This is a genomic window from Spongiactinospora sp. TRM90649 (assembly GCF_029382225.1).
GTDB lineage: Bacteria > Actinomycetota > Actinomycetes > Streptosporangiales > Streptosporangiaceae > Spongiactinospora.
This window is the reverse complement of the sequence record NZ_JARLTC010000003.1, coordinates 79,863-96,554: the sequence shown is the minus strand read 5'-3', so window position 1 is coordinate 96,554 and position 16,692 is coordinate 79,863. Positions and strand designations below refer to the sequence as shown.

Genomic DNA, 16,692 nt, shown 5'->3' with positions numbered 1-16,692 from the left:
GTCGAGTCCCGCCCGGCCGCCCGCCTCCTGGGCGGCCGGGCGGAGTCTTTCAGCCGCCGTTACGGGTGGAAGCTGTTGAAGTAGTCCGGCGGGAGCTTGTTGAGCCAGGCGTGGGCGACGCCGGTCCAGCCGATGCGTACGAAGTCGGCCTTGCCGTCGCCGTCCATGTCGGCGAACTGGACGTCCTTCGGGGGCACCTCGGCGTCACCGGCGATCCTGCCGATGTCGCGGTACTTCCCGCCGGCGCCCCGGGCCCCTTCGTTGAGCCACGCCCGCGCGCCGCCTCGGGCGGTGATGAGGATGCGGTCGGCCCGCTTGTCGCCGTTGATGTCGGCGTACCTGATCTGCCTGGGGTTCACCAGGGCGCCGCCGATCTTCTTGGGTGGCGTCCAGTCCAGCCACTTGCGGTCGTCCTTGGTCTGGAAGTCGCGGTTGTACCACGCGGTGGTCGTGCCGTCCGGCTTGATCAGCAAGTAGTCGTCCCGGCCGCCTCCGGTGACGTCGGCGAACCGGATCTTGGTAGCCGGGTCGGTGTTCAGCCGGTCGCCCTCGGAACCGTTGGAGAACACGCTCGCCACGCCGTCGTACTTGCGCATGCACATTCGTGAACCCGACGGATTCTCGCCCTTCCAGGTGAACGCGGTCACCCGGCCGGTCAGATCGACGATCATGCAGTCCGGGAAGCCGTCGCCGTCGATGTCGCCGAAGCGCAACTGGTTGCCCACCGCCCCGGCGGCGGGACGGTAGGAGTTCTGCCCCTCGACGAACGGCACCCAGTTCTTGCCGGAGGGTCCGCTGTTCCACCAGAACCGGAAGTTCTGGTACTTGTCCACGAAGACGAACTCGGCCTTGCCGTCCTTGTTGATGTCCACCAGCAGGTACCGGTTCGAGGAGTCGTACTGCTTGTCCTGGATGACGCCGCGATCATCCCAGTAGGGGCCGAGCTTCGACGGATCGGAGTCCTGGGCGCCCTCGGCCCCCGTGCCGTCGTCCTTCAGGCCGCAGGGGTTGGAGTGCACGTTCGGGGCGAAGGGGTTGGGCTTGTAGATCCACCCCTTGTCCTTGGCGTAGCGGGCGGCCTTCACGAAGGCTTCACCGATCTTGCGGTAGCCCTCGTCGGTGGCGTGGATGCCGTCGGAGCCGATGTCGGAGTGAGTGAGCCCGGTGGTGTCGGCGTAGACGACGTGCTCGCCCTCGCGGGCCAGCCGTTCGACCAGGCCGTCGATCTGGGCGGTGAACGCCCTGCCGCGCTGGTCGGTGCCGGCGTCGCGGAAGGGCTGCATGCCGGCCACCAGGACCGTCACGCCCCGGGAGTCTCGGATGACCTGCTTGATCAACGATTCGAGGCGGTCGATCGCGGTGTCCATCCGGTCGTCGTAGATCACGTCATTGCCGCCCGCGATGAGCGTGATCAGGTTGGGCTGGTAGGTCTTCACGGCGCACTGTGCCTTGCCGGCGATCTGGTCGATCCGGTAGCCCTTCCACCCCTCGATGTCGCGGTCCGGCATGGTGCCGACCCGGACGGAGCCCACCCAGTCGACCTTGGGGGTGGTGTCTTCGGCGGCGAGCGCCGTGAGCGGCGACCTGTTCTCGTACAGGTCGCTGAAGCCGTGGTCGGCCACGTCGCGGTAGCCGTTGCCGTGGCTGCTGCCCTGGCCGTAGACGCTGGAGGAGCCGAGGCCCATCACCCGCAGGGAGTCGGCGGTGTTGTCGCCGCTGCCGCCGTCCTCCGGATCGTCGTCGGGCGGGCTGTTCGGATCGGCCATTCCGGCCGGAACCTCGTTGGTGTAGATGTCGAAGTCGAAGGGCAGTTCCACCTCGTCGTAGCCGTCGTCCACGGCGATCAGCCTGCGGTGGGCCTTGGCGAGGTCGCGGGCGAACTCATTGTTCTGGTCCTTGAGCGCGAGGGTGGCGCTGCCCCAGTTGTGCGCGGCCAGCTTGTCCCGCAACGCGCTCGTGGGGAAGCCGCTCCAGCTGATCAAATCCGGCAGGTGCCACCGCTTGTAGTGGTTCTCCGGCTGCTCGCCCTTGTCGGCGAAGCGGAACGAGTGCGTGTCACCGCCCTGCAGGTGATAGACGATCTTCGGATGGTTGCAGTTCGTCTCGCCCTCGCGGTCGCAGCCCATCTCGATCTCCGAGGGCTCCCGGACGACGTAACTGCCGTGCTGGGAGGCCGCGACGTACCGGACCTTGTCGTCCTTGGTCCACACCACGACGTGCTCCCAGTCGTTGACGTGCCCGTTGCCGACGAGATCGCCGTCGAGCTTTTGGTCCTTCTGGAAGTACAGGGCGTACTTGTGCACGCACCAGCCGTTGGAGTTGCATCGCGTGCGCGCGTACATGTTGCTGTTGTCCAGGTCGGACTCGTCGTGGCAGGCGCCGTTGCGGGCACCCCCCAGTTCGAGCCCCGGGTTCATGGCCCCGTCCCGACCGATGGCCACGGACGGGTAGCAGCCGTCGTTGTCGTAGTCCATGAACGGCTGGAACTTCAGGTGCGCGTCGCTGACGTGACCTTCCTGCGGAATCTCCTTGGGTGGCGGCTCCGCCCAGGCGGGCGGGGCCGCGAAGGTGATGGCGGTGCCCGCGATCAGGCTCATCACCAGGGCCGGTACGGCAAGCCGCGGCCTTGTGCCGCGACGGCTGACCCCGGTCGCGTGCCGCCAGGCGCTGCTGCTCGGAAACCTCACTGATCGGCGTCCCTTCCGGTGGCCTGTTCGATCGGGGGAGCGGCGTCGGCTCACGACGGCGGGGGCGTGTCATCCGCCCGCTCTGCCGTCCTGGCCACGGATCGGCCGCGAGAGGGACTCTGGCGCACGGCACTGTCCGGTCGGTAGACCATTCATTGCCCATTTCCCCTAGGGCACGACAAAAGGGGCGCGGCGGCGCCGGGAGGGGAATCAGCGCCGCCGCGCGCGGGTACGGCGCGGGCGGCAGGAGCCCGTGGGGCGCGGGCGGAGTGTGGGGGCCCACCGTCCGCCCGCGCCGCCTCGCCGTGGCCGGGAGGTGGTATCGCTACGGCGCGTCGTACCCGAGGGTGTACGAGCCGGTACCGCTGTAGGCGTGGATCCGGTAGCGGTAGATGCCCGCCGAACCCGTGTAGGTGAGGTTCTCGTCGCTGCTGGGAGTGGTCGACCGGGCGACCACCGCCCACGTGGCGCCGTTCCACTTCTGCAGGTAGAGGTCGAAGTCGCCGGTCGCCGGGCCCTTCAGGCAGGCTCGGTGCGGGCCGGACACGGTGGTCTGGTAGTAACGCCCGTCCGGCTGGTACTGCTCCTGCGTTGATATCGTCCCGGTCTTGGTGGTCTCGTAGCCCGGACAGACCGAGGTCGAACCCACGCTCAGGGTGTATCCGGTGGTTCGCGTGCCGGTCGAGCCCGCCGCGCTGACGGTCAGGGGATAGGTGCCCGGCGGCGTCTGGGCGCCCGTGGAGATGGCCAGGGTGGAGCTCGCGCCGGACCGCACGGTGGCGGGGTTGAGGCTCGCGCTCGCCCCGGCGGGCAGGCCGCTCACGCTCAGCGTGAGGTTCTGCGGCTGGCCGCCAGTGGTGACGGTGGAGACCGAGGCGGTCAGGACGCCCCCGGGCGCGGTGCTCCCGGAGGACGGCGAGACCGCGACCGAGAAGTCGTCACCCCCGGTGGGCGGGGTGTTGTCGATCAGCGCGGCGATCTCGTTGTAGACCAGGGTGATCCGGGTGCCCCAGTTCGGGCAGCCGCCCAGGTGGTGCAGCGCGATCACCTTGTGGCTGGACGCCGAGAGCACCGGGGAGCCCGAGTTGCCGCCCGAGCTGTCGCAGCGGTAACCGGTGTTCACGCCCGACGACACGATGTCGATCTTGCAGGTGGCCCCGCCCTGGTCGTCCTCGTACAGCGACAGCCGCTTGGGCTTGATGTCGCCGTGGCCGGGGATGTAGATCCGCTCGCCCGCGATCGGCTCGCGCGGCTCGATGTAGAGCGTGCCGTACTGCTGGATGGCGGCCGGGTCGGCCACGCTGAACAGCGTGTAGTCCAGCGCGTTGAGGCCGCTGGTCTTGAGGAACTCGCCGGGGCCGACCTTGGTGCCCGGACGCGGGTCGTTCCCGCCGCAGGTGGCGCAGTCGTTGCCGAACTTGAACTCGCTTGCGCGCAGGTCGGCCGCGTTCTCCATGCAGTGGTTATTGGTCAGCAGGCGGTTGGTGTTGCCGACCTTCCAGACCGTGCAGGAGCCCAGGCCGTTCAGGAGCTGCTGGCCGACCGCGTTGGCCCTGGCGTACTCGATGGGGTGGCTGTCGCGGTAGCAGACCACGTCACGGCGGGCGTCGGTGCCGCACACGGTCAGCGCCCTGGAGCGCGCGGCGGCCTCGTCGGCGGTGAAGCCGCGCCAGAAGCGGTCCACGCGGACGCCGTAGCCCTCGCGGGCCAGCCGTCCGGCGTCGCGGCGGGCGGTACGCGCGTGCAGGGTGACCACGGCGGTGTCGCCGTCGATGGACAGCGCGGCGAAGCCTGGGCCGCCGTGCTCGGTGTGGCCGGAGCCGCCCGCGTTGCCGCCTCGGGTCGGGTCGCCGTAGTAGGTGTGCACCTCGCGCCCCGCGGGGTCGGCCACCGTGACGCGGTCGCCCGGCAGCAGGCGGAACGCGGAGAAGTGGACCTTCACGTAGCCGGCGCCGGGGCGCGTCACCTTGGCGCTCCGGATTCGGCCGTCGGTGCCGTACCGGAGGGTGATGTCGGCCTCGCGTTCCTCTCCGGAGGACGCCACCGGACTCTCGGGAGTGGTGGCGGAGGCGTGCGCCGGTGGTGTCCCGGCGGTCTGTGCGGTGGCCGGAGCCGTGGCCGGTGCGATCCCCAGGAGGATCGCGGGGAGTAACGCCGTCACGAGATGTCGTCGAAGGCTCATGGTGGGGAGCACCTCCACTGGACATGGCCGCCCGGAAGCGCGGATCACGCGCGGGACGGTGGGGGGGGTGAGGTGGAGTGATGAGCGGAGACGGTTGGGGGCGTTGGGGGGAGTGGGTTGACGGGGGATCGGTGGCGGAGGCCCCGTCCGGGTGAGCGGGGTTACCGCTTCCGGGACGGGGCCCCTTGGCCGCACCGTCGTCACCGGTGAAGGGCCGTGGAGGGGATATCCGGCCCGGCCGCCGATGTCGCCGAATCATGCGTGGGCCAAAAATAGGCCCAAGACCTATCGGTAGCCGTATCCGTAACAGCTACCGATTTCTTCGGCGACCTCCCGGCTGAACGCTCAGGGGGCGTGGCGCGGCCACGGGCGCGCCTGTTCGATCTGCGCGGCCAGGCCGAGCAGGTGGGCCTCGCCGCCGGGCGGCGCGACGAGCTGGACCCCGATGGGCAGGCCGTCGCCGCGCGTGCCCAGCGGCACGGACATGGCGGGCCAGCCCGCCAGGTTCCACGGCCCGGTCACGGGGGCGTAGCGGGCGGCGATCGAGACGTTCGGCAGCAGTCCCCTGCGGCCCCAGCGGTCGGCCGGGGGCGGCGCGAGCGCCAGCGTGGGCGTGATCAGCACATCGGCGTCGCCGAACCAGCGGTCGGCGCCGTAGGCGCGCCAGCGCTCGTAGGCGGCGCGGCCGGTGAGGCGCAACGCGTCGAGGACGCGCCCGGCGCGGGCCAGCGCCCGCGTGCGGCGCTCCAGGAGGGCGCGGTCCAGGCCGTGGGCGCCGTCGGCGGCGGCGCGCGCCCACAGCGCGAGCGCGGCCGGGCCGAGGCGCATCGGGAAGCGGCCGGGGTGCGGGACCACCGTGTGCCCCGCCACCCGCAGGATCTCGCCCGCCTCAAGCACCGCAGCCTGGAACTCGGGGTCGATGCCGAACCCCGGCGGCAGCGGGGCCGGCGCGACCGCGACGCGCAGCTCGAACGGCTCCTCCCGCCAGGCCGCGGCCGAGCCGAGCGGGCCGCTCGCGGGGCCGGGCTCCCAGGCCATGCGGGTGCGGCCGCCGGTGCGCCACGCGGTCGCCAGGGCCATGTCGTCGGCCATCACGGCGAGCGCCAGCGACAGGTCGGCGACGGTGGTGGCCAGTGGGCCGCTCTCGGCCAGGCCGAACCAGTCGCGCGCCTGCGGCGGCACCACCCCGGGGCCAGGCTTGAGCGTGAGCAGGCCGCAGCAGGCGGCGGGGATGCGCAGCGAGCCGAGGCCGTCGGTGCCGTGCGCGATCGGGACCAGACCGGCGGCGACGGCGACGGCGCTGCCCGAGGACGAGCCGCCCGCCGTACGGGCCGGGTTCCAGGGGTTGCGCGGCATGCCGTAGGAGCTGTCGGCGAATCCGGCCAGGCAGAGTTCGGGCACGTTCGTGACGCCCACGACGACCGCGCCCGCCGCCCGCAGCCTGGCCACCACGGGGTGGTCGGCGGCGGCCGGGGCCGCCGGGGTCGCGGCCGAGCCGTTCCGGTCGGCCTCGCCCGCGACCGCGATGTTGTCCTTGATCGCTACCGGCACCCCGGCGAGCGGCAGCCGCGCGAGATCCGCGCGGTCCTGGACGGCGCGCGCCTCGGCCAGCGCCGCCTGGCGCACGACCCGGAACGCCTCCAGCCCGGCCCGCTCGGAGATCGCCGCGAGGTGCTCGGCGACGACCTCGTGAGCGGTCGTCTCACCGCGCCGGACCGCGGCGGCGATCTCGACGGCGGTATGCCCAAGCCATGACATGCCCGAAGTGTTCTCCTGGTGATCCGCCTCTGGAACCCGGCGAAGGTCATTCGTGTGCAACCCGTGACATCCGGGACGCCGTTCACCACGCGAACGTGCGGTCCGGAGCTGGATGCAACTCCTCGGTGGCCGCCGCCGCCCGGCGGACGAACCACACCGTCTTGCCGGACGCGGCCGGATCGATGCCCCACCGGTCGGCGTAGGCGTTGACCAGGATCAGCCCCCGGCCGTGCTCGTTGTAGAGGTCGGCGGGCATCAGCGTGGGCAGGGCCGAGCCGTGATCGCTGACCTCGCCGCGCACGGCCCGGCCGTCGGCCCGCAGCGTCAGCCTGATCGGCTCCTTCCCGTACGCCAGGGAGTTGGTGATCAGCTCGGTGACGATCAGCGCCACGTCGTCGGTGATGTCGGCCAGCCGCCAGCGCGCCAGCGCCTGGCGGACGAACCGGCGCGCCTCACCGATCGCCTCCAGCCGGTCGGGCACGTCGAAGCACGCCTGGCGCGAGCGGGTGTCGCCGGACGCTATGGGAGGACTGGGGTTCGGCATCGGGGCACGGCTCCGGTCTTGGGACAGGACCCGGGCCGGTGGGGCTTTCGCCGTGCCCGGGGTGGTGTGTCAGCGGCCACGTCACCTTGACGACATCCCCGTCCGACACGCAGTCAGTCGGGGAACTCTGCGAACGGCGTCAGGCAGTCGACGAACGGCGTTCGGCCCTGGGGGCGTGTCACTCGGGCGAGGGCCGCACGCCCCCCGGCGGGCCGCCGAGCGGCGATGTGGAGGGCGGGGCCGGCAGCGGGTCGGGGGAGGGGCGCGTGCCGTCCAGTAGCAGGGCCAGGTAGCGGCGGGGGGCGGCGCCCGTGTCGTCGTCGCGCGCGGTGGCCAGCGCCATCACCACGATCGCGGCCAGGTCGCGGGTGATCAGGTCGGATCTGACCAGCCCGCGCCGCTGGGCGGCGGCCAGCAGGTCGCCCAGCGGCCCCATGAAGCGCTCGGCGATCTCCACCGTGAACGCGCCCGACTCGCGGGCGGCGGCCAGCAGCACCCGGTGGGCGGCCATGGTGTCCACCACGGCGGCCAGCGCGCCCGCCAGGCCGTGCCGGGGGTCGGCGTCGGCCCCGGCGGCGAGCACCAGCGGCTCGACCTCGTCGGCGAAGTAGCTCTCGAAGGCCGCCCTGATCACGCCGTCGCGGTCGCCGAAGCGCCGGTAGACGGTCGCCACGCCGACTCCGGCCCGGCGGGCGATCTCGTCGAGGGAAACCCCGGGGCCCTCGTCGCGCAGCGCCGCGATGGCGGCCTGGATGATCCTTCCGGAATTGCGCATCGCGTCCGCCCGCCGGGCCGGGCCGGACGCGCGCCGGGGGGAACGCCGCTCTTCCATGGGCCGCACGCTGACCGGGACCGCGCGGCTACCAGGCCACCGGGAGGGAGGCCAGGCCGTACACGATGTGGAAGGACCGGAACCTGGGCCCCGGCTCGACCTCGCGCAGCGTGGGGAAACGGCGCAGCAGCGCCGGGTAGGCGGTGCGCATCTCCATCCGCGCGAGCGGCGCGCCCAGGCAGTGGTGGACGCCGTGACCGAAGGCGACGTGCCCGGCGCCCGCCCTGGCGATGTCGAGCCGGTCGCCGTCGGGCAGCAGCGCGGGGTCGCGGTTGGCAGCGGGTATCGAGCACATCACCAGCTCGCCCGCCGCGATCGCCCGGCCGCCCACCTCGGTGTCGCGGGTGGCCACCTTGATCGTGACGGCGTGCACGATGCTGAGCCAGCGCAGCAGCTCCTCCACCGCTTCGTCGATCCGCTCGGGCTCCTTGGCCAGCAGGCCGAGCTGTTCGGGGTGGCGCAGCAGGGCCAGGGTGCCCAGGGAGAGCATGTTGGAGGTCGTCTCGTGCCCGGCCACCAGCAGCAGGGAGCCGATGCCGGCCAGCTCGGCGTCGGTCAGCTCGTCGCCGTGCTCGCGCACCAGCATGCCGAGCAGGTCGTCGCCCGGATCGGCCTTGGCCCGCGCGACCAGCTCGGACATGTAGCCGCGCATCTCGCCCTGCGCGGCCACCCGGTCCACGAGCGGGATCGAGATGTCGAGCAGGCGGTTGGACCGGCGCTGGAACTCGTCGCGGTCGGAGTACGGCACGCCGAGCAGCTCGCAGATCACCAGTGAGGGGATCGGCAGCGCGAAGGACGTGACCAGGTCGGCCGGGGGACCCTCGCGCTCCATGGCGTCGAGGTGGGCGTCCACTATCTCCCTGATCCGGGGCTCCAGCCTGCGCATCCGGCGGACGGTGAACTCGCCCGTCAGCATCCGGCGCAGCCGGGTGTGGTCGGGGGGATCGACGCCCAGCAGGTTGCCCGCGCGCAGCCGGGCGGCGTCCTCGTCGCTCAGCTTGGCGGCCCCCCGTTCAAGCTCGGGGCGCGGGACGATGCGGAACAGCTCGTAGTCGGACAGCACCGCTCGGACGTCGGCGAACCGGGTGACGAGCCAGGCGTCGACGCCGAACGGGGTGGTGATGCGCCTGACGCCCTCGTCGTCGCGCAGCGCCGACAACTCTGGTGCCGGGTCGAACCCGGAACGCCGCATGTGGAAGGGCAGGATCGCGGGTGCGCTCATTGTTTCCTCCCGGATCGACTCACGGTCAAGAAACGCGTACACCTAAACGATAGCACCCTATCGTTTAGGTGGCCACAGCGTTTCCCCAGGTCAGGCCGGGATCACTCCGAAAGAGACCAGTGCGATGACCAGTACGCCGAGCGCGACGCGGTAGATGACGAAGCTGGTGAACTTGTGCGTGCTGATGTACCGCAGGAACCAGGCGATGATCGCGTAGCCGACCACGAAGGAGATCACGGTCGCCAGGATGGTCGGCCCCCAGTCGGGGGTGTTGTCGCCGATCTCGGTCAGCTCGAACAGGCCGGACATCAGCACGGCGGGGATGGCCAGCAGGAACGAGTACTCGGCGGCCTCCTCGCGGCGGTAGCCGAGCAGCAGGCCCGCGCCGGTGGTGCCGCCCGAGCGGGACACGCCGGGGATCAGGGCGAGCGCCTGCGCGATGCCGTAGGTCAGGGCGTGCGGCATGTTGAGGTGCTTGTCGAGGGTGAGCTGGTTGCGGGCCATGTAGTCGGCCAGGGCCAGCAGCAGGCCGAAGACGATCAGGCAGGTGCCGACCAGGCGCAGGTCGCGGACCACGGTCTCGATCTGGTCCTTGAAGGCGAGCCCGAGAACGCCGATCGGGATGCTTCCCGCGATCACGAACCAGCCCATCTTGGCCGCCTGGTCCTGGCGCAGCTCAGGAGTCCACAGCGAACGGGTCCAAGTGCTGATGATGTCCCAGATCCGCTTGCGGAAATAGATCAGCACGGCGGCCTCGGTGCCGAGCTGGATCACCGCGGTGAAGGCGGCACCAGGGTCCGGCCAATGGAAGAAGGCGGACACGACGCGGATATGGGCACTGGAGGAGATCGGCAGGAACTCGGTGAGCCCCTGCAACACGCCCAGCACGGTCGCCTCAAACCAGCCGATCAAGCGAAGACACCTTCCACTGGGATGCCGACAAAGTACGTGAGAAGCGAGGCTAGCGGAGCCGTGGAGTCTTCGTGCCCGGTCATTGGACCAAAGCGGACCCGGCCCGCGAGAAGGACGCGGCTGTCAACCGGAACGCGCGCTCAGGACGTAGTCATCGTCGAGGACGACGATACGGAGACACCACATATGGACGACGGCTTCGCCGGCTACGTGGCGCAGCGCCACCTGCGGCTCCGGCGCATGGCGTATCTCCTCGTCAGGGACTGGGATCTGGCCGAGGACCTGGTGCAGACCGCGCTGGCCAAGGCATGGGTCGCCTGGCGGCGGATCGAGGGTGACCCCGACCGGTACGTCTACCGGATCATCGTGAACACCCACGCCTCCTGGTGGCGGCGGCGCTGGCGCGGCGAGGTGCCGACCGAGATCCTGCCGGACCAGGCCGACCCGCGGGACCTGGCCGGCGAGGTCAGCGACCAGGCGGCCCTGTGGGACGCGATCGGCGCACTGTCCCCGCGCCAGCGATCGGTGATCGTCCTGCACTACCTGGAGGGGCGAACGCTCGCCCAGGTGGCCGACCTCGTCGGCTGCTCGCTCGGGACGGTGAAGACACAGCTCAGCAGGGCGCTGGCGCGGCTACGCGTCGATCCGGGCATGGCGACCTTGAAGTTGGAGAGGGCGGACCGATGAGGCACACGGAAGGCAACCTGCGCGCGCTGCTCGACGAGCGCGCCTCCGGAGACCGGGGGGGCGCTCCCGACATCGAGGCGATCGTGCGGCGGGGCCACCGCCTCCGCCGCGGCCGGTACCTCGCCTCCGCCGTGCTCGCGGGGGTCGCGGTGGCGTCAGTGGCGGGCGTGACGGGACTGATGGCGAACGGCACGGCGGCGCCGGTCGCGGTGGGCCCCATGAGCTCGGCGAAGATCACCACGCCCGCGCCGGACCTGAGGCTGCCCCCGACCATGGACGTGGTCGTGAAGACGACCATCCGGGATGCGAAGATCCGATGGGTGCCGCTGATCGAGCAGAGGCGGTCCACCACGGCGGGCAAGGCGGCCATGACCTTCCGGCCGAGCAGCGTCGACACGGGATTCACGCTGCTCTGCTCGGACCCGAGGGCTTGGGTCCTCACCCGCTATGAGCGGACCGGTGAAGCGCCCTCCGGGGGTATCAGCCGGTGTGGGGACCACATGAGCTGGGACTTCAACGAGCGGCGGGTGAGCCGGGACTGGCTGAAGAAGCCGCAGAGCCTGAAGTTGTGGGTCTTCCCGGCGGACGCGCCGATCAACCCGACCGACCTCGTGGACGGCGAAGTGCTCAAGGTCTGCGCACTTGGCAAAGCGGGCGAGGCCCAGCGGTGCGATCCGACCATCAGTGGTGACTTCCGCGACGTGGGTCTCGCCGACAGGCTCGCGGCCCAGTTCGGTGAGCGGCCCCTGTCCTGGGCGGTAGGGATCTACGACGCGCCGAAGGGTGAGAAGCACCCGCCGAGTGAGCCGAACGTGCCCTTCCCGTCCGAGGAGCCGCTCGTGCCCGACCCGCCGTTCACGGATCGGCCGGACGTGGCTCCGCCTTCGGAGGAAGGCCCGACCGACCTGCCGCCGTGGGAGGAGGATCCGGACGTGGCTCCGCCTTCGGAGGATGGCCCGACGGACTTGCCGTCGTGGGGGGAAGAGCCCGCCGACTTGCCGGGGGAGTGAGCCGGGGAACGCGAACGGCGAGCCCTCCTCGCGAGGGCTCGCCGTCATCGTGCGGTCAGGAGGCCGAGAGCGACCTCAGAGTCGTGGCCGCCGCCCCGGCGGCACGCCTCGGAATCGAGGACAGGTCGAAGGCGTACGTCGCCGTCGAGACGGCGATCGCGTCGGAGTTGACGTCGAGCGCCTTGTCGCTGATGTTGCTGATGTTGTCGCAGGCCTGGTGGTAGCAGGGGTCGTACGGGGCACCCGCGGTGCCGCCGAAGAGCGTGGCCTCGGCCGCGGTCTTGATCCCCTCGGCGCCGGTGAAGATGCCGCCCGCCGGGATGCCGTTCGCGATGAACGGGCCGTAGTCGGAGCGTCCGTCGAAGTCGGTGCCGACGGTGGCCAGGTTGCGCTTGCCGTAGAATTTCTCGAACTGCTTCTCGATCTGCGCGGATCCGGGCGGACCGGCAGGCGAGCCGACGTTGTCGGAGTTGTCGCCGTCGTAGAGCTTGTAGGCGAAGTTCGTCGACGCCACCATGTCGAAGTTCAGGTAGAGCCGGATGCGGTCACGCTCGGCCTGGGAGAGCTGCTCGACGTACTGCGCGGAGCCCAGCAGACCCAGTTCCTCCGCCCCCCAGAAGGCGAAACGGACCTTGTTGCGGACCGGGAAGAGCTTCATCTGGAGAGCGGTCTCCAGGATCGCCGCGGTGCCCGAGCCGTTGTCGTTGATGCCGGGACCGGCGGGCACGCTGTCCAGGTGCGCGCCGACCATGACCACGTCGTCGGGGTCACCGAACCGGCTCTCGGCCAGCAGGTTCTTGGCCTTGCCGACCACGGTCTTGGTGTCGGTCTTGACGTGGAGCCGCACGCCGGGCGTGCCGGCCAGGGCGTTGCCCACGGCGAAGCCGGCGAACATCACGGGGAACCCGTAGCGCCACTCGCCGATGTCGAACACGTACGGGTCGGTCCGGCCGGGCTGGCCCTCGTTGAAGAAGATCACCGCGGCCGCGCCCGCGGCCTTGGCGTTGTCCGCCTTCTGCTTGAACGGGCAGGTGCCGCGCTGGATGAGCGCGATGCGGCCGGGCACGAAGCCGGCCCAGTCGCTCGCCTCACAGCCCGCGGTGGAGCTGGGCGTCGGCGTCGGCGGCAGCACCGGGTCGATGACCTGGACCTCGGCCGTGACGTCGCCCGAGCCGGACGAGTGCACGGTCACGAAGTCGGCGGGCGTGTTGTACGTGGTGGGCGTGGGCGAGACCTGCTCCAGGACGGGAGCGGACAGCTCCTCCCAGGTCAGCGGGAACTCGACGGGCGAGGTGCTGATCTTGTAGCCGGCCTTGCGCAGCTTGTCCGCGACGTAGTTCAGCGACGCGTCGTAGCCGGACGTCCCCACGGCACGGTTGCCTCCGTTGGCGGTGGCGATCGCCTGGAGGGCGTTCAGGTGTTTCTTGACGTTCTTCCCCGTGACGGTCTTCTCCAGCAGTTTGGCGAAGACGTCTGAAACCGGGCCGGCCTGTGCGCCGGCCGGTGGTGCGAACGCCAGTGGCAGCGCGAGCGCCGTCGCCAGGGTGACGGCACGGATCGCGCGGTGGCGCAGGGATAACCGCATACGGCTCCTCCATAGAGGTATGGATCGCAAACCCCCGAAACTTGCTTAGGGAACTTAACCCGCCAGACTTCGTTTTCGCCAGGACCTGGACCCATTTGGCCACCCGTACTATTTCGAGCATGCCGAAACGACCGTTGCCGCTGGTAGATGTCGATGGCGTGCTCAATCCCCAGGGCCGCGTCTCGGGCGATTTTCAGGCATACGACTGTGTAATAGATGGAACGTTATATAAAGTTCGGCTGAACCGCGCCCACGCCGCTCGTCTGATCTCGCTGGCCACCCACTCCGGCGCGCCCTCCCCGTCCGCCGGCGGCAGGGGCGGACCCTGTCGGGGGTGAGGTCAGGGTTTTGTCAGGGGCGGGGATCGGAACGTGGGGTGGGGCGGTGGGCGTTCTTCTGGGTGAGAGACCAACTCAGTGGGAGGCAACGGTGCATCGGTCCAGAAGGTACAGAATGATCGCGGGCGTGTGCGGCGGCATCGCCGAGCGGCTCGGCTGGTCGCCGAACCTGGTGCGTCTGCTGTTCCTGCTCTCGTGCATCCTGCCGGGGCCGCAGTTCGTGATCTACCTCATCATGTGGATCTTCATCCCGAAGGCCCCGGCCTCCGACATGCCCTCGTCCTACTACACCCACAGGTAGGCGTCCCCGGGCGGCGGCATAGGCTGTCGTCATGAGGGAACGGCCGCTGTCGATGATCCAGGACGACCTGGTCGAGTACGAGAAGGCCATGGAGCGCATGGCCGTCCTGGTCGAGGAGCGCAAGCGTGACGCGCTGCCCGACACGCTGTGGCTGCTCAGCCATCCCGCCGTCTACACGGTGGGCAAGCGCACACTGACCGAGCACCTGCCCGACCCGTCGCACGAGATCCCGGTGATGCCCACCGGGCGGGGCGGGCAGCTCACCTACCACGGCCCCGGCCAGCTCGTCGGCTACCTCATCGTCAAGCTGGGCGAGCGCGAGGGCATCGTCGACTACGTCCGCGAGGTCGAGCTGCGGCTGGTGGCCGCGCTCGCGGCGATGGGCGTCGGGGCCGAGCGCCGCGACACCCCGCCGGGGTCCGAACTGCTGACCGGGGTGTGGACCACCGGGTCCAAGCGCAAGATCGTCTCGATCGGCATGCGGCAGAGCCTCGGCGTGACCAGCCACGGGTTCGCCCTCAACGTGGACGGCGACCTCACCCCGTGGCAGTGGGCGGTAGCCTGCGGCATGCCCGACGTCGACATGACCTCGCTGTCCCGCGAGGGCTCCGCGGCGGGCATGGAGGCGGCGCGCGCCGAGGTGGCGCGCGCCTTCGAGGCGACCGGCGCCGTCCTCAGTTGATCGATTTCTCCTGGGCGTCCTGGGTGGGTTCGTCACCGTACGCCGGGGGCCCGTGAACCACCGGCGCGCCGACAGCCCTTGCGGTGGTGCGGGGGGTCAGACCGGGGGCAGCCCCCGGACGTCATCGATCAGCCGGCCGAACCCCGGGTCGTCCATGTCGCGTACGGCCTGCTGGAACTTGTCCGCGGCCTCGGCCGCGTAGTCGAAGTCCGCGGCGGCGGCCTGCTCGGACAGCAGCCCGTGGTGCACCGCGAACCAGAGGGTCCAGGTGAAGTTGGACATGGCCAGGTAGAGCCGCACCCTGGCCAGCAGCCGCCGGTCGTGCTCGCCGAAGTACGACGCGGCCAGCAGGGACACCAGCTCGGGCGGATAGTCGGCCTCGGCGGCGATGTCGCCCAGCTCGAACGTGGGGTCGTGGTTGCCGGAGAGCTGGTAGTCCACGATCCGCACCGAGCCGTCGGCCATCGCGATGAAGTTCTCGGGCAGCAGGTCGTTGTGGCACGGTACGGCCGGCAGCGGCCAGCGCGTCAGCGCCCGCTCCATGTCGGCGATCACCGGCAGCCGGTCGGCGTGCCCGTCCGGCACCGGCAGCCCGTTGGCGTGGCAGAGCGCCAGCAGCTCCTCCAGCTTGCGGAAGATGGAGAAGTCGTTGGCGAAACGCGGCCCGGCGTGCAGCCTGCGGCACGCGCGGGCGATCTCGGGAATCATGTCGGGATCGCGTACGGCGGCGGCGTCGAGCGTGCGGCCGTCGAGGAATTCGAGCAGCAGCACCGGGTGGTCCGGGATCCGGTGAACGACCCGGGGGCCCACACCGCCGCGGGCCGCGCACGCGGTGTTGGCGATCTCCTGTTCCAGCGGGATCCCCAGACCGGCCTCCGAGACGCGGGGGTCGAGCACCCGCATCAGCCAGCATTCGCCGTCACCGGTGTCCACCCGGGCGATTCGGTGACTGAGCCCGCCCTTGATCTCGGTTACCGTCACGGGGCGGCCCGCCCATGCCGTGACCAGCCGGATCGGATCCACGGGCAGGTCTGGCATCCAGGAATCTCCTTGGCCTGTCTTTAGACCATTGATCTCATCCCGGGCCCGCGATGTTACAGCGACGCGTCGTTTCGGCGTCGGCGTGGCATTCCCCACGTCAGGTGACCGTCAAAAGCCAGGTCAGGGCGATACGGACACCATGGCGTCCACGGTCGCCTGGCCGAACGCCTTGAGGTCGTCCGGCTTGCGGCTGGTGACCAGTACGTTGGGGCCCGACGTGCAGACCATGACCTCCTGGTCGACCCAGGTCGCGCCCGCGTTGCGCAGGTCGGTCCGGAGGCTGGGCCAGGAGGTGAGCGTGCGTCCGTCCACCACGCCGGCCTCGATGAGGGTCCACGGCGCGTGGCAGATGGCCGCCACCGGCTTGCCCGTCTCGAAGAAGTCGCGGACGAACCGCACGGCCCTCTCGTCGGTGCGGAGGAAGTCGGGGTTGGCGACGCCGCCCGGGAGCACCAGGCCGACGAAGTCGTTCGCGGAGACCTCGTCCACCGTGGCGTCCACCTCGAAGGAGTCGGCCTTGTCCAGGTGGTTGAACGCCTGCGCCTTGCCGGACTTCGTGGAGATCAGCCGGGGTGTGCCGCCGGCCCGCTGGACCGCCTTCCACGGTTCGGTGAGTTCCACCTGCTCGACGCCCTCGGGAGCGACGAGAAAGGCGATCGACTTGCCCTGCGACATGGTTTCCCCCTCGATGAGCAGCGGAGTCCCGGGTGCTGTCTGCGGCATGCCCGGCCCCGGAGGATGTATGCCGCCCCGCGAGTCCGATAGGGCAAGGGGGTATATGCGGGTGGTAAAGGATCGCCAGGGTCACGGTGGGGTCACACAAGGCCCCCTGGGAGGTGAACCGGTTCGCGTGTCCCAGCCCGATGTACAAAGATTGAGGAAATAGGCAAACTTATCCGTCCCGGGGACTG

At 70.5% G+C, this 16,692-nt stretch carries 14 protein-coding genes; 4 read left to right on the top strand and 10 right to left on the bottom strand.

Features of this window, described 5'->3' with window-relative positions; genetic code table 11:
- Positions 1-59: 59 nt before the first annotated feature.
- The 7 genes from P3X83_RS04660 to P3X83_RS04630 all read right to left on the bottom strand — a co-directional run bounded on the left by P3X83_RS04660 (position 60) and on the right by P3X83_RS04630 (position 10,137).
- Complete coding sequence (locus P3X83_RS04660) at positions 60-2,687, bottom strand: NPP1 family protein (protein ID WP_277303596.1); 2,628 nt, start codon at positions 2,685-2,687, stop codon at positions 60-62.
- A gap of 325 nt (positions 2,688-3,012) precedes the next feature.
- The gene (locus tag P3X83_RS04655; protein WP_277303595.1) at positions 3,013-4,869 is read right to left on the bottom strand and encodes a serine protease; all 1,857 of its coding nucleotides are present in this window, start codon (positions 4,867-4,869) and stop codon (positions 3,013-3,015) included.
- Between the two features lie 345 nt (positions 4,870-5,214).
- Positions 5,215-6,627 (bottom strand): amidase, encoded by a 1,413-nt coding sequence (locus P3X83_RS04650; RefSeq protein ID WP_277303594.1) that lies wholly within the window; start codon positions 6,625-6,627, stop codon positions 5,215-5,217.
- Between the two features lie 82 nt (positions 6,628-6,709).
- On the bottom strand, positions 6,710-7,171 hold the full coding sequence (locus tag P3X83_RS04645) for an ATP-binding protein (RefSeq protein WP_277303593.1): 462 nt from the start codon (positions 7,169-7,171) through the stop codon (positions 6,710-6,712).
- Positions 7,172-7,349: 178 nt separating this feature from the next.
- Positions 7,350-8,003, bottom strand: a complete 654-nt coding sequence (locus tag P3X83_RS04640) for a TetR/AcrR family transcriptional regulator (RefSeq protein WP_277303592.1) — start codon at positions 8,001-8,003, stop codon at positions 7,350-7,352.
- A 28-nt stretch (positions 8,004-8,031) separates the two neighbouring features.
- Positions 8,032-9,225 carry a cytochrome P450 gene (locus P3X83_RS04635; protein ID WP_277303591.1) on the bottom strand — a complete coding sequence of 398 codons (1,194 nt, stop codon included), beginning with the start codon at positions 9,223-9,225 and terminating at the stop codon, positions 8,032-8,034.
- Between the two features lie 90 nt (positions 9,226-9,315).
- The gene (locus tag P3X83_RS04630) at positions 9,316-10,137 is read right to left on the bottom strand and encodes an undecaprenyl-diphosphate phosphatase (protein WP_346742681.1); all 822 of its coding nucleotides are present in this window, start codon (positions 10,135-10,137) and stop codon (positions 9,316-9,318) included.
- A 186-nt stretch (positions 10,138-10,323) separates the two neighbouring features.
- Between P3X83_RS04630 and P3X83_RS04625 the strand changes: the two genes are divergently transcribed.
- The gene (locus P3X83_RS04625; protein WP_277303590.1) at positions 10,324-10,824 is read left to right on the top strand and encodes a SigE family RNA polymerase sigma factor; all 501 of its coding nucleotides are present in this window, start codon (positions 10,324-10,326) and stop codon (positions 10,822-10,824) included.
- Complete coding sequence (locus P3X83_RS04620) at positions 10,821-11,834, top strand: hypothetical protein (protein ID WP_277303589.1); 1,014 nt, start codon at positions 10,821-10,823, stop codon at positions 11,832-11,834. Before P3X83_RS04625 ends, P3X83_RS04620 begins: the two co-directional genes overlap by 4 nt.
- A gap of 55 nt (positions 11,835-11,889) precedes the next feature.
- On the opposite strand, the gene P3X83_RS04615 is transcribed toward P3X83_RS04620, so the two are convergent.
- Positions 11,890-13,419, bottom strand: coding sequence for a M28 family metallopeptidase (locus P3X83_RS04615; RefSeq protein WP_277303588.1), 1,530 nt, complete (start codon positions 13,417-13,419; stop codon positions 11,890-11,892).
- A gap of 384 nt (positions 13,420-13,803) precedes the next feature.
- Here P3X83_RS04615 and P3X83_RS04610 point away from each other — a divergent pair, with 384 nt between their 5' ends.
- Together P3X83_RS04610 and lipB are read left to right on the top strand one after the other, a co-directional pair.
- Positions 13,804-14,058: a PspC domain-containing protein gene (locus P3X83_RS04610; protein WP_346742680.1), complete on the top strand. Its 255-nt coding sequence runs from the start codon at positions 13,804-13,806 to the stop codon at positions 14,056-14,058.
- A gap of 31 nt (positions 14,059-14,089) precedes the next feature.
- Complete coding sequence (lipB, locus tag P3X83_RS04605) at positions 14,090-14,740, top strand: lipoyl(octanoyl) transferase LipB (protein WP_277303586.1); 651 nt, start codon at positions 14,090-14,092, stop codon at positions 14,738-14,740.
- A 96-nt stretch (positions 14,741-14,836) separates the two neighbouring features.
- Here lipB and P3X83_RS04600 read toward each other — a convergent pair whose 3' ends face one another.
- Both P3X83_RS04600 and P3X83_RS04595 read right to left on the bottom strand, forming a co-directional pair.
- Positions 14,837-15,778, bottom strand: a complete 942-nt coding sequence (locus P3X83_RS04600; protein WP_277303585.1) for a phosphotransferase — start codon at positions 15,776-15,778, stop codon at positions 14,837-14,839.
- A gap of 123 nt (positions 15,779-15,901) precedes the next feature.
- Positions 15,902-16,456 carry a type 1 glutamine amidotransferase domain-containing protein gene (locus P3X83_RS04595; protein ID WP_277303655.1) on the bottom strand — a complete coding sequence of 185 codons (555 nt, stop codon included), beginning with the start codon at positions 16,454-16,456 and terminating at the stop codon, positions 15,902-15,904.
- Positions 16,457-16,692 lie beyond the last annotated feature (236 nt).